Below are 13236 nucleotides of genomic sequence, written 5' to 3' on the forward strand. Positions count from 1 at the left end.
TCATACAAAAAATCAACTGTACTATCATCTTCTTCCATCCAGACTGTACTGTCGGCCCCGGAATCTCACCGGATCATGCCTCTCGGCTCGCGGGCTTTACCGCCGGTAGGGAATCTCACCCTGCCCTGAAGATATCTTTTTATTTATTTTAATACTTTATCTGTTGTTTGTAAAGCAGAATTTTTATTTTACTTAGTTTACTGATGGAGATAGAATATCCATATACACAATAAATATCCTCATTTTATCCATATATTATATCGTTTTATGGATTGTTTTTTCATTAAAATTACACTATTTTTTCACTATTTTTCATTACTTCATCGTTTTCGCCAGTGAATTGAGCAATGCCCACATCTCTGGATTAGCCAATACTTTTGCCAAAAGTTCCCATAGTGCATTATCTTTTAATTTTGCACGCTGGTGATAGAAGGCGGCTTTTGATGGTGTTTCATCAGTGCGTCCGAAAAAATGATAAAGTTCTCTCTCTCTGATATTGTATATCCACTATAGTTTTAGATGTATCATCTTTACCATCTTGAATTGATCAGAAACTGTCATACTGACCTTTGTGGATAGCTTTAAGTCATTTTTAGGGATGTAACGATAGTATGGTTTCTCCGCAATCACCTTCACATTACCCCCGATCTTTGCTGCCAGTTCTTCCGCTGAATCCACATAAAAGAACATTTGTGCATCGGCATGGCCGACCTGTTTCATATATTTTTTCTTCATCATGGTCATTCCTCTTTTGTTCACCGTATCAAAAACAACTTCCATATTTCCAAATTGCCCAATCATACGCAGAAGGGCAATGACCTTATGTTCCTCAAAATAATGAAATAACCCGCCTGCAGTAACGAGAATAGGAGCATCAAGTACATCATTGCGAACTTTTTTGATCCAATCCTTTGCAAAGGCATCCCCGGAAATATATAATTCCCTCTCTGGTTCGGGAAGAAGTCCCCGCCGGTATTCGATCACATGAGGCAGATCCATGGCATACCAGTGTGTCTTTCCGTTATCACATCGGTGATAGGTTGTTTCCAGACCACAGCCCAACTGGACAATCACACCGTCCGGTCTGCATTCCAGAAAAGTCCGAATAATCCGATCCATATTAGCAGACCGGGAAGCAGAGGCCAAAAGGGTATACTGGCTCTGCATATTCTGTTTAATCAAGTCTGAAGGCAGCTTCTTTTTCAATTCCAATGCTTTTTTATCATATAAAATTTGCGGGTAATGCTCACTAGCATAAATTCTTCCCAGCATAGGGACGAACAGTGTATCCTCCACGACTCCTAACTTGGACATAGCCAAACCTCCTGTTTTGATACATTACTTTCTGCCGACAAGCAACCAGGAAGACCCTAGCATCATCATGGCAGCCCGACGGTGGGAGCCAAAAGCTTCCTGTGCGATATCAACGAGTCGTACTTCCTCATACCCCATATCCCGCAGTTTCTGCGCAAAACCTTCCATGTCACCGTACATCTTTTGTTTCATATTATCGTTAAGTGCAAAGACGCCGCCTTTTTTCAATACCCGCAGGCTTTCCAGCAGCAGTTTCTGCATATCAGCACCCATAACATTGTGATAGACATAGTTGCTGATTACTACATCAAAACTCTCATCAGGAAAATCCAGCTGCTTCGCATCACCGTGCTGAAATACACAGCGGGAAGCCACGCCCTCACTGGCAGCATTCTTCTCGCAGAGTGCTTTGCTGTAATTGTACACAGCGCCCCAGTGATCAACACCGATCACTTTTGCTTTCGGCCATGTCAGAGCTGAACGGATTGTCAATGCTCCGGAGCCGCAGCCTACTTCCAGAATCTTCCCCTCGCCGTCATAGTCCAGATGAGAAAGAACGACTCGATGAACCTGTTCCATGATTCCGCCAATGATGTAAAAGACAGGGTTGGACATCCAGCTTCCATAGTCTTCTCCGTGGGTACCAAGTCGGATATTTTCCTGCTTACAATGGTTCTTGTTCATTACATTTCCTCCTTCTTTACCCAAGTTTCCAATTCTGGCTTTCTGTCTGCAGTTTTACCATATGGGCATATACACCATTCTTTTCTTCCAGATCCTTTGGTGATCCTTCTTCTGCCACGGTGCCATCAGAAAGGACAACGATCTTATCCGCTCCGGCTACGGTACGCATTCTGTGGGCGATAACCAGAACGGTTTTATCTGCGATCAGACGGGAAAGGGCTGTCTGTATCAGAGTTTCATTTTCCACATCCAGGGAAGCAGTCGCTTCATCCAAAAGAATGATCGGCGCATTTTTCAGAAATGCACGGGCAATAGAGATACGCTGGCGCTCTCCGCCGGATAGTTCACAGCCATTTTCTCCGATATTGGTATGCCATCCATCCGGCAGTTTTTTGGCAAATTCATCCACATTGGCAAGTTTCGCAGCCGCAATGACCTGTTCATCTGTGGCGTCTTTGTTTCCGATTCGGATATTCTCCAGAATCGTATTGTCAAACAGTGTGACATCCTGGAATACGATGGAATACAGAGAAAGCAGTGTTTCCGGGTCTATTCGGGATACATCCATGCCTCCCACGGTAATCTTTCCTCTGTTAATATCCCAGAATCTTGCAGCCAGCCGGGATACGGTTGTTTTCCCGCCGCCAGATGGGCCGACCAAAGCCGTAACCTCTCCCTGTTTTGCCGTAAAGGAAACATCTTTCAATACTGTTTCTCCGGTATTGTAGGCAAACCCAACATGGTCAAAGACAATATCATACCCCTGATTGGAAAGCCTGTCACTGCCTTGCTGGATCGGATGATCGAGAATCTCATTCATTCGGGCAATGTTGGTTCGTGTACTGATGACTGCCGCAAGATTCTGGAGCGCGCCCTGCAGAGGGTCATATAAACGTGATACTACCAGAAGGAACATAAAGAATGTAAGCACGGAGAGGCTTCCTTGCATGAGTAGAACAGCTCCCACCAGCGCAACCGTTGCAATACCAAGCTTCAGCACCAGTGACGCGGAAACCACAAAAGCAGCAAGACCAAATTCATTGAGGATGGAACGATGCTCCACAGCACGGATCTTCTTTTCCAGCCCTTTTAAATATGCCTGCTCCGCATTGTTCGCTTTCAGATCACGAACTGTTTCAATACACTCCTGTATCCCGTCTGCGCAGGCCATCTTCACATCCATCGCTTTCTGATTCAGATTTTCCTGAATCTTTGCGGAAAATCCCACAATCGCAAAAGCAACCGGCAGAACCCATAAGGCAGCCAGCGCCATTCTCCAGTCCGTAAAGAGCAGACCGATAGAAATCAGAACCGTAGAAATGATCGAACCCGCAAGCTCAGGGATAAAATGTGAAAAACTCTGTTCCAGGAAGGTACAGTCCGCCATAATGGTACTGGTAAGATCGGCTAAATCCTTTTTTCCGAAAAAAGAAAGAGGGATTTTGCGCAGATGCTCTGCCAGGGTAATGCGGCGGACACCGCTTTCTTTGTAAGTTGCAAAATAGGTCGCATTGTATTGAAAGAAAGTGGTCAGCAGAATCAAGCCGATACACACCACGCAGCCTGCCACATAAAATGGAATTTTCCCACCGGGAACACCCCCGTTCATCAAATCGCTGACCAGGTAATATAAAAGTCCTACCGGGAACATAAAAGACAGATTCTGAAGGACACAGGCCAGGCAGCCTTTGATCAGGTCTTTTGCTCCCTGTTCAGACAGGGCATATTTTTTCTGCAGTTTTTTGATCATATCACTGCACCTCCTTTGTTACCTTCCATTGCACGGAAGTCTGGTAATTTTTCCACATACGGCTGAAAATGCCGTCTTTTGCAAGCAATTCACGACTGTTCCCGCACTCGGCAACCTGTCCGTCCTGAATGACAAAAATCTGATCCACATTTGTTACGGTAGAAAGCCTGTGGGCAATCATAATCACTGTCTTTCCCTCGGAAAGTTTTGAGAAAGCAGCCTGTACACGGCTTTCGTTATCCGGGTCAGCAAAGGCAGTGGCTTCATCCAGAATAATAATCGGAGCATTTTTCAGCATCACACGGGCAATGGCAATTCGTTGCTGCTCTCCACCGGATAGATAGACCCCCTTTGTACCGATGACCGTATCCACACCCTGTGGGAGTTTTTTCAGAATATCATCGCATTGCGCGTGATGAAGGGCAGTCAGAACTTCCTCACGGGTAGCTTCCGGTTTTCCCATACGCACATTTTCCAGAATGGACGCCTTGATGAGACGGCTGTTCTGAAATACGAAAGACACCGTATTCATGAGTTCCTCTTTTGGGATGTCTTTCACATTAACACCACCGATTTTTACCATTCCGCTCTGGGGATCAAAGAATCGGGAAATCAGGTTGGCAAGGGTTGTCTTACCACCGCCGGACGGGCCTACAAAAGCTACCGTCTGCCCTTCAGGAATGGTCAGTGAAATATCTTCTAATACTTCTTTTTCTCCATCATAACTGAAATGAACCGATTTCAGTTCCACGGAAGCATTGTGCGGGTGTATTGGGTGTTTGGTTTCCTCCAGAGGCTTCAAACGCAAAACGCTGTCAATTCTCTGTAAAGCGTCATCTACGATCATGGCATTTTCACTTTGGAACATGATACGTGTCAGTGTAATAGAAATAACCGGCGTAATAATGATATAGAAAATGAGATCCAGTAAGAAACCGGAAGTCACACCGTCTTGTGTCAGCAACAAGCCTCCGGCGATCAGTGTGGCAAAAACTCCGTTGATTGCAGCTGTATAGAACATCATCGGTGTCCGAAGCTGCTTGGTATAAGCGATCACCCATACTTTATACCGGTCAATGGAGTCTTTAAACTTCTTAAAGGAAAAGATGGTCTGGCCAAAGGTTTTTACCACCGGAATCCCGCGGACATACTCTACCGCTTCGTTGGACATATCATCCAGCGCATTCTGGTATTCTTTCATCTTTTCCTGCATCTGCTTTCCGGTCATTGTCATCATGATCAGAAATCCCAGCACAACCGGAACAAGGCTCAACAGTCCCAGTCTCCAGTCAAATGCAAACAACAGCACCAAAAGACCACAGGGGGTTGCAATGGCATTGGCTCTGTCGGGAAGCTGATGAGCGAGATAGGTTTCAGTGGCTGCGCTGGATTCGTTGACGATCTTGCGCAGTTTTCCGCTGCCAAAACTTTCAGCAAAACCTAAGGGAAGTCTGACAATATGTTCCATGGTCTGGATACGCAGGTTTGTGGCGATACGAAATGCCCCTAAATGGGAACACATCAGCCCTGCTATGTAGACAAGCACCGCTATAACCGCAAACAATACTGCCATCCAGCCATTACCGGTCAGGTTCTGTGCCTGGCCAAAATTCGGTGCCACCTCCAGTACTTCCTTGATCATTTTCCAGATGTAATAGAAGGGTACCAGAGCGATCAGGGCACTGATTGCAGAAAGCACCCAGGAAGCATAGGTCAGGTACTTATGGCTACCTGCAATTTCCAGCAGGCGTGATAAATTGGATTGTTTTTTCAAAAAAATTCCTCCTTTTCTTTGTGTTTATGATAAAGAGAACACGTCTATGTTCTTACAATATCCGAATTTAGGTTAGTTGTTGCTAACTGTCAAACAAAAATTATAAGGCATTACTGCCCCATAATTTTCATCCATCCTGCTGTATAAAAGGCGCGCATTTCTCTAACGTAGTTTTCGGCATCTTTTAGCGGCATTTCATGAATGATCAATTCAAAAAAAGTATGAAACATGCCGGTGATCAGAATATGCTCCAGCGAAGGATCGATATGGGGAGAGGGCCTTCCAAGCTTCCTTAAAACCTCCTGATAGGCATGAGTCCCTTCCACTTCAATCTCCACCATTTCATCAATTAGCCCGGCAAATTTTGTTCCTTCCGAACAGACAAGGATCAGTTTACATTCCTCTAAATGCTCATACGCATAATGAAGAATATCGTACATGCAGATTCCCGAAATATCACTCATGACTTCCGGCTGTCTGGCAGCTGGAAGTTCGGCAAACTCCTGCTGTGCCTTTATAAAACGGTTGCGAATATATTCATAATGCTCACCAACGATGGCTTCAAAAAGTTCTTCTTTACTTTTGTAATATCCGTAAAAGGCTCCGGTAGTCATTCCCACGGATTTCACAATATTCCGCAGGGAAGCGTCTTTATATCCTTTTTCTAAAAATTCCGTTTTCGCTGCCCGGTGGATATTTTCTAAAGTCATTCCATTTCCGTTTATTTTGTACACCTCCTATATAACAGCGCTATATAACACTGTTATAATTTTAATCTCTGAAAAAGGTTTTGTCAATAGCAACAAGAAATAGTTGCATAAAAACTGCAATCCAAACATCATTCTGCACTTTATTACTGATAAAATTTTTAAATACTGGTTTTGACAAAAGTTTCCTTTTTTCTAATAAATGATAAGCAGGGTGGAGTTTGTTCTCACACCCTGCTTTGTGATTATCATGAATTACTCGAAGATCTTCTTCACTTTTTCTTTCAGCCTGTCCATGCACCTGTAAACTGCCTTTTCGGTAATCTTCAGATACCTGGCGATTTCATGAGTGCTGTGGTTGTCTTTCCCACGCCACCTTTTTGATTGGTCAGAGCAATCACTTTGCAATTTGACATAGGTGCGTCCTCCTTTTCTGATTTGAAATACTTTTTTGCGTATTTTTTACTTCTTTCACCAACAACTGAACATTATCATAAGCCAGACCGAATTTAAATAGCTTTTTACCTTGCTTATTATAGAAAGTAGTGACCTTATCCCAGCTACTAGTTACATTGCCATCGCCATAACGAAATCATTATTTCCCTCAAAATTATAAATTCTTTAGTTTAAAAAACTTGAAGTTATAAACATCTTTGCAAATATATCATATCTATCAACTGTACGCCGCCCTCATAAATTGGGTGGTCATAATTGTCAGTAAAGAAATTGGGAATCTTGTGAGAACGGACAAATCCACATTTTTCATAAAATGGTATCGTCAATGGACTGTCACCTGTTCCAACTTGCAAAACAGAATATTCATCTGCATATTTACTGGCAAGAAAATCAATTAGTGCTTTGCCATAGCCCTTTCCCTGACTTTTCGGATCGACTGCGATATTCTTGATTTCAAGTATTCCATTACCTTCATCGGTAACAACACATTCAGCTTTTACATTACCATCTTCAAGTACATACATAGTACTTTTTTCAAGATAGTGATCAATCATATTTTCCTGCTCATCAGCTAATAACAATAATGCTATAAATTGCTTTTTATTCTCATTCACTTCTCGGATTTTCATATCTATTACTCCGTCAAACTTGAAGTTGTCAGTTTAGAAAACCGGAAGTCAATCAAATAAAGCTTCCCATTTTTCTGATTGCATTGCATTAAAACACATCGCAATTTGTTCTTTATTATTCTTTTCTTCTGCAAGTTCTGGAAGCTCATCAATTCCAAAATAATCAAAACCTGTTGTTTCAATATTCGTTTTAAATTGACCGCCCGTTACTTCACATTGCATAAAAATCTTACATACTTTATACGCATATATTGGAAGATTATGTTTCTCCCTATCTTGAACAGCAATCACACGTTTTACAGTAACATCAAGTCCTGATTCCTCTTTGACCTCCTTTATTGTATTCTCCTCTACGGAAATATCAACATCACACCAACCTCCCGGTAATGACCAAGTACCATTTGCTTCATGAACCAATAATATTTTCCCATCTTTAAAAATCGCAGCCCTTGTATCTATTTTAGGAGTCTGATATCCTACATCACTGCAAAATAAATTTTGAACTTTTTCTGTAGATATTTCAGTTTTATAGCTTATCATTTCAGCAGAAATTTCTCGGATTCTTTCATATCGTTCTATATCAAATTTGTCCTTTCCATAAAACAAACCACCCTGAGCAATAGCTTGTAATTCTACTGCCCATTTTAGCCATTGTTCGTTTTTATTCATAGATTATCGCTCCTTTAAATTCCGAGTTGTTAAACTCTTTCTAACCTCCATCTTCTTGCCCTTCGGACAAGAAGCATCCCTCGCTCTAAGAGCTCGGTCAATTCCGATTGTTCGAGCTTTTCAAATACTAACGTACTTAATTCTGTTCAATAAGTGATTTATAGTAGTTACCAAAGTCAGCAAGTGAATTAACAATTGGAAGCATTTTTGTTCCGAGTTCCGTTAATCCGTATTCAACTCTCGGTGGCTGCTCATGGTAATCGTGGCGATATGCCAGTCCATCACTCATCATTTGTCTTAAACTATCTGTCAAAACCTTTTGTGAAATACCATCTATACTTCGTTGTAGCTCATTGAATCTCCATGGGCGCTCTTTCAAGTTACGCAAAATCAGCAGTTTCCATTTTCCTCCGATGAGAGATACCGCTGTTGCAACTGGGCATTCCGGTAATTCTTCTTTTGCTCGCATAATTCTCACCTCCGAGTCTATTGTAACACATTCAATTTTAAGTGTGCAGTTACAAAAAAGGTGCGTACTTGTTTTTGTATGTGTCTCACACTATACTAATACCAAGCAGCCAGAAACTACAAATTAACTATGGAGGTATTATTATGGCAAATTACACAAAAACAACTATTGGAAAGGAAAACCGAATTGAGCTGCATGAAAAGTTGTCTTTAACAGGTGCAGAAATCAGTTTAAACGAACTACCTGCAGGAGCAAATGTCCCATTTGTTCATTCTCATAAAGAAAATGAAGAAATCTATGGAATTCTTTCAGGTAACGGCAAAGCCATAATTGATGGAGAAGAAATCAGCCTTTCAACTGGAGACTGGCTAAAAATCGCACCTGCTGCAAAGCGTCAGTTTTTTGCATCCGATATTTCCGGAATTACTTATATCTGCATACAGGTAAAAGAAAATTCTCTGGAACATTTTACAGCAGAGGACGTCCTAATCGGCTAATTAAAAGTATTTATTTACAAAAATGCACAGTTCCCGATAAGCTAAGAACTGTGCATTTCTTTTTTCTTCAATTTTACAATTTCTCTATTTTTCAAACAAGAACTTCTCGATTTCAAATGGCGATAAATAAATCTCTCCACCATCATCAGTTTAATTTTCGTTTAGATTAACGATTTCTTTTTCCGGTATTTTCTGTCCCTCGGATTTCCTCATGATAGAAATAATCCACGATCACCGGATGTCCCTGCGGGACTCTGCCATAAGGCATTTCATTATCCACAAAAGGACAATCATACTTCTTAGCCATTTCCGTAGCTTTTACTTCAAGCGCTTCAAAGTAGCTGCGGTTATGCTTGTTATAGATCTCATCGTAAAGCGGTACAAGATCAGGATATTTTTCGGCGATATAATCCATAATTGTCTTTTTGAAACTGCCTCGAAGATTGAGATTTTCGAGCCAGAACAGATCGCACTGATCCTTTACCCTCTCAAAGATTGCTTCAAAATCCGTGATACCGGGGAATACCGGGGATACGAAACAGACTGTACGGATACCTGCTTCATATACCTGCTTCATAGCAGCGATACGGCACTCAATGCTAGAAGCAGAGTCCATATCGTTCTTGAATTTTTCATCTAGTGTGTTGATCGACCATGAAACGGTTACTCGTCCAAGCTTCTTCAGCAGATCAATATCCCGTGCCACAAGATCCGATTTTGTGCAGATCAGAATATCTGCGTCACTGCCGATCAGCTGCTCCAGAAGTTTTCTGGTATTCCCGAATTGCTTCTCCTGTGGATTGTAGCCATCTGTCACAGAACCGATGACCACCCGTTGTCCGGCATATTTCTTCAGATTCTTAATTTCCGGCCAATGCTTCACATCAAGGAAAGTGCCCCATTCCTCCTTGTGTCCGGTAAAGCGCTTCATAAAAGAAGCATAGCAATACTTGCAGGCGTGTGTACAGCCTACATATGGATTGACCGAGTAACCGCCTACAGGCAGACTGGACTTGGTCATGATGTTCTTTGTTTCCACCTCACGAATGAGGATTCCATTTATTACTTCTGCCATGATCTCTGTACCTCCAACACTTTATTGAATTCATCCGGCATTTCCTGAATCATATTTTCATTCCCTATGATAGGGACAAGATCTTCCTTCATAAATACCGGAATGTCAAGCACATGCGCCTGATCTGTCAGAGACCATGCCCACTCCGGCTCCGTATGAACCTTCCTGCTCTGAACTCCAGTCATGGTGCCGACAACGATCCAGTTAATCCCGGAAAGATCAACTGAACCTGGATTGTCGAATAGCGGCTCAAAGGTAACATGATAGTGTTTTGCTCTGACATTTTCCCGTAGTGCGTCAATACGCCACAGTTCTGCTTTTCTCGTCACCGTAACACCAAACCATGCGTTTTCCAAATCTGTATCAAAATCCAGCAGATCTGGTCGCTTTGTAAGGAACAGGAACTGATGCTGTGGATTTTCACGGATTTTTTCAAATACCTCGTCTCTCCATTCTGACTTCCAGCCGGAAAGATCACTCATGCCGGTAAGAAGAAAGTTCTGCGGACGTTTCTTTTCCATCATCTTGAGCTTACCCGGAAAGAATTCAGGGTCAGCAAAGTCATCAATCATATGCCAGCGTTTCACATTATTGCGGGCATAGCAATATGCACACCCCACTGTACATCCGATGACGATATTCATGTTTTGAATCTGATCTTTGATACAAATATTCATGATTTCTGCCACTCCTCAAGATTCTTTCTGATACGGTCGAGGCATTCCTCAAACTGGGTAATTTCTTCCTCCGAAAAACCTTTGTAGTAAATACTGCCCATTTTATCAGATACAGAATCGTATTCGTCCTTTAAGGCATGTGCTTTTTCAGTCAGAAACAGGAGTGTTTTCCTTTTGTCCGTTTCAGACTGAACGCGTCTTAGCAGCCCTTGATTTTCCATTCTTTCCAGCATCGTAGTAAGAGAAGTTATCGCTAATCCACATTTAATCGAGAGTGACCTGATTGAGATTCCATCTTCCTGCCACAGTACATAAAGAATACGCCCCTGGGCTCCGTTAAACGCATCAATATTCTTTTCGCTGAGAATCTTCTCAAAGATTCGATCTCCAAGTTGTTTTATTTTGGTAACAAGAAATCCGCCATTCATTTTCACACAAAAACTCCTATATAGTATTTTATCAAATAATACTATATAGGAGTTTTACTGTCAACAGTTTGTATGTCTAAGTAGAAGTAAACTCCGATTGTATAATCACTTAATTTAAGGGTTTCATTAGCTGTTATATTTTATTAATAAACTCCCCGCTAACCCTTATAAACACTAACTTTTCTGTAGGTGAGCTTTCCCTTAGGTATTCCCTTGTGTTATATCGTTTCACAAGGCTTTACGAACCCTCGTAAGGGAAAAAATAAGGGAAGCAAAATCGAATAACACATTATAGCATAATATGAACGGACTGTGTGAACTGCTTGAAATGCTTTTTGAATTTTACAGAAAAGAGGATTGGTTTAATGAACATAATATATGCAGATTACAACATTTATCATAACAGCATTGATATATGCACTTATGCCGGATATATTCTTCGGATTGATTGTGCAAAGGCAGAGGAAGGATTAAAGACAACACCTAATTCAGAGTGTGCCTTGAATGCTTTGGCAATAGACAATCCTGTGAAGTATGCTCGACTTTATCTTGACGGTACTATGCAGATGTGGATAGATGCGGAAGATTCGTTGGAACTATGGTAAATAATTCTTAAGTCAAAACAAGCACCAAATGACATTACAAGTCATTTGGTGCTTGTTTTATAGATTCCATGGAGCTTTTCTTTGTCGTCCTCTATGAGAAGATTAATAAGGTCAGTATTTTCTATCTAAAATTTTATTAAACCGACTAAAGAACGTTGAAGTTGTTATTATCGCTGCCAAAATATCACTGATTGGCTCAGCCAAAAATACCGCAAATACTTTATTCTGGATAAAATGCGGCAGGATAAAAATCAACGGAATCAACAGAATCAATTTTCTTAAGCAGGCAAGTAATAAACTAACTTTTGCCTGGCCCAATGCCATGAAACTCTGCTGACAAGCAACTTGGAATCCAAGAGAAAAAATACCTGCCATGTAAATTCTTAACGCCCATGCCGTATACGTGATTAACTCTGTATTATTCGAAAAAATACCTGCAAACATCTTCGGAAATAGAAGCATAATCAACCAGAAGCATCCCGTAAAAATTGTACAAACTGTAAATTGAGTAAAAAATGCTTTTTTTACTCGATTTCTATTTCCTGCACCATAGTTATAGCTCATGATTGGCTGTCCACCCTGACAAATTCCCTGTAATGGTAATGTTGCAAGCTGGCTAACACTGGTAATAATTGTCATAGCCCCTACTGCGAGATCTCCGCCATATCTTGACAAACTGGAAGTAAAACTGATAGACAAAATACTTTCCGTAGATAACATGACAAATGTAGATATACCAAGAGCAAGGCATGGTAAGATGATTTCTTTTTGCAGTTTAAAGTTTTCTTTTTTAAGATGCAGAATCGTCTTCTTTCCTGACAAGAAACGAAGGATCCATATTGCCCCTACAGCCTGACTCAAAACAGTTGCGAGTGCAGCTCCCTTTACTCCAAGATGAAATACGAAGATAAAAATCGGATCAAGAATGATATTGATTACAGCACCAATCACTGTTGTCATCATGCTGATCTTTGCAAATCCCTGTGTCGTAATAAATGGATTCATTCCCATCACGATCAAAACAAAAATACTTCCAAGAATATAAATCCTTGCATAATCCACGCCATAAGGAAGTGTCTTATCGCTAGCACCAAACATCGTCAGTAACTGTGGCGCAAAAGTAAAGAATATCACCGTCAAAGCTGCGGCCATAAGCATGAGAATTGCAAAACAGTTTCCAAGAATCTTTTCAGCTGTCTTATTATCTTTCTTTCCCATAGAAATCGCTGCACGCGGTGCACCTCCGGATCCTGCCAGCATGGCGAAGGCATTGATCAGCATGAGAATTGGCGTAAACAATCCAACACCTGTTAATGCTGCGGCACCGACACCTGGAATATGTCCGATATAAATACGGTCAACAATATTATATAAAAGGTTGATGATTTGAGCCACAACAGCCGGTATTGCAAGCTGGGCCAAAAGACGTGGTATTTTTTCTGTTTCCATAGCTTGTGCGTTTGACTTACTGTTCATGTCTGTGTTCTCCTAAATATTATCTA

General features: G+C 41.4%; 15 protein-coding genes, 1 pseudogene and 1 riboswitch. Of the genes and pseudogenes, 2 read left to right on the forward strand and 14 right to left on the reverse strand.

Annotation, left to right across the window (positions count from 1 at the left end):
- Positions 1–22 precede the first annotated feature (22 nt).
- A riboswitch (FMN riboswitch) is annotated at positions 23–137 on the reverse strand.
- A gap of 370 nt (positions 138–507) precedes the next feature.
- The 10 genes and pseudogenes from BQ7344_RS09970 to BQ7344_RS10015 all read right to left on the reverse strand — a co-directional run bounded on the left by BQ7344_RS09970 (position 508) and on the right by BQ7344_RS10015 (position 8452).
- Positions 508–1314 (reverse strand): class I SAM-dependent methyltransferase, encoded by an 807-nt coding sequence (locus BQ7344_RS09970; protein ID WP_072522459.1) that lies wholly within the window; start codon positions 1312–1314, stop codon positions 508–510.
- Positions 1315–1338: 24 nt separating this feature from the next.
- A complete protein-coding gene (locus BQ7344_RS09975) occupies positions 1339–1998 on the reverse strand; it encodes a class I SAM-dependent methyltransferase (protein ID WP_072522460.1) in 660 nt (219 codons plus the stop codon).
- A 16-nt stretch (positions 1999–2014) separates the two neighbouring features.
- Positions 2015–3748: an ABC transporter ATP-binding protein gene (locus BQ7344_RS09980; RefSeq protein ID WP_072522461.1), complete on the reverse strand. Its 1734-nt coding sequence runs from the start codon at positions 3746–3748 to the stop codon at positions 2015–2017.
- Position 3749: 1 nt separating this feature from the next.
- Entirely contained in the window at positions 3750–5522 is a 1773-nt protein-coding gene (locus BQ7344_RS09985) for an ABC transporter ATP-binding protein (protein WP_072522462.1), read from the reverse strand.
- Between the two features lie 110 nt (positions 5523–5632).
- Entirely contained in the window at positions 5633–6256 is a 624-nt protein-coding gene (locus BQ7344_RS09990) for a TetR/AcrR family transcriptional regulator (protein ID WP_416386345.1), read from the reverse strand.
- Positions 6257–6293: 37 nt separating this feature from the next.
- Positions 6294–6530 carry a hypothetical protein gene (locus tag BQ7344_RS16190; RefSeq protein ID WP_159431374.1) on the reverse strand — a complete coding sequence of 79 codons (237 nt, stop codon included), beginning with the start codon at positions 6528–6530 and terminating at the stop codon, positions 6294–6296.
- A gap of 46 nt (positions 6531–6576) precedes the next feature.
- Positions 6577–6645: pseudogene (locus BQ7344_RS16025) on the reverse strand (ParA family protein); the annotation flags it as partial.
- 225 nt (positions 6646–6870) lie between these two features.
- Positions 6871–7314, reverse strand: a complete 444-nt coding sequence (locus BQ7344_RS10005) for a GNAT family N-acetyltransferase (RefSeq protein ID WP_072522464.1) — start codon at positions 7312–7314, stop codon at positions 6871–6873.
- A 48-nt stretch (positions 7315–7362) separates the two neighbouring features.
- The gene (locus BQ7344_RS10010) at positions 7363–7983 is read right to left on the reverse strand and encodes an NUDIX hydrolase N-terminal domain-containing protein (RefSeq protein WP_005334860.1); all 621 of its coding nucleotides are present in this window, start codon (positions 7981–7983) and stop codon (positions 7363–7365) included.
- A 136-nt stretch (positions 7984–8119) separates the two neighbouring features.
- Positions 8120–8452, reverse strand: a complete 333-nt coding sequence (locus BQ7344_RS10015; protein WP_072522465.1) for a winged helix-turn-helix transcriptional regulator — start codon at positions 8450–8452, stop codon at positions 8120–8122.
- A 143-nt stretch (positions 8453–8595) separates the two neighbouring features.
- On the opposite strand from BQ7344_RS10015, the gene BQ7344_RS10020 reads away from it, so the two are divergent.
- On the forward strand, positions 8596–8949 hold the full coding sequence (locus tag BQ7344_RS10020) for a cupin domain-containing protein (protein ID WP_072522466.1): 354 nt from the start codon (positions 8596–8598) through the stop codon (positions 8947–8949).
- Between the two features lie 166 nt (positions 8950–9115).
- Here the strand turns inward: BQ7344_RS10020 and BQ7344_RS10025 are convergent, their stop codons facing one another.
- From BQ7344_RS10025 to BQ7344_RS10035, 3 genes are read right to left on the reverse strand one after another with little or no spacing between them, the layout of a single operon-like run.
- Positions 9116–10024 carry a radical SAM mobile pair protein B gene (locus tag BQ7344_RS10025; protein WP_072522467.1) on the reverse strand — a complete coding sequence of 303 codons (909 nt, stop codon included), beginning with the start codon at positions 10022–10024 and terminating at the stop codon, positions 9116–9118.
- Positions 10012–10701 (reverse strand): radical SAM mobile pair protein A, encoded by a 690-nt coding sequence (locus BQ7344_RS10030; protein ID WP_072522468.1) that lies wholly within the window; start codon positions 10699–10701, stop codon positions 10012–10014. The genes BQ7344_RS10025 and BQ7344_RS10030 overlap by 13 nt, the downstream gene beginning before the upstream one ends.
- Positions 10698–11135, reverse strand: a complete 438-nt coding sequence (locus tag BQ7344_RS10035) for a radical SAM mobile pair system MarR family transcriptional regulator (protein ID WP_072522469.1) — start codon at positions 11133–11135, stop codon at positions 10698–10700. The genes BQ7344_RS10030 and BQ7344_RS10035 overlap by 4 nt, the downstream gene beginning before the upstream one ends.
- Before the next feature lie 359 nt (positions 11136–11494).
- Between BQ7344_RS10035 and BQ7344_RS10040 the strand changes: the two genes are divergently transcribed.
- A complete protein-coding gene (locus tag BQ7344_RS10040; protein ID WP_072522470.1) occupies positions 11495–11734 on the forward strand; it encodes a DUF6061 family protein in 240 nt (79 codons plus the stop codon).
- Between the two features lie 111 nt (positions 11735–11845).
- Here the strand turns inward: BQ7344_RS10040 and BQ7344_RS10045 are convergent, their stop codons facing one another.
- Positions 11846–13210, reverse strand: a complete 1365-nt coding sequence (locus BQ7344_RS10045; protein WP_072522471.1) for an MATE family efflux transporter — start codon at positions 13208–13210, stop codon at positions 11846–11848.
- Between the last annotated feature and the right edge of the window lie 26 nt (positions 13211–13236).

Source organism: Blautia sp. Marseille-P3087, from assembly GCF_900120195.1.
Classification (GTDB): Bacteria; Bacillota; Clostridia; order Lachnospirales; family Lachnospiraceae; genus Blautia_A.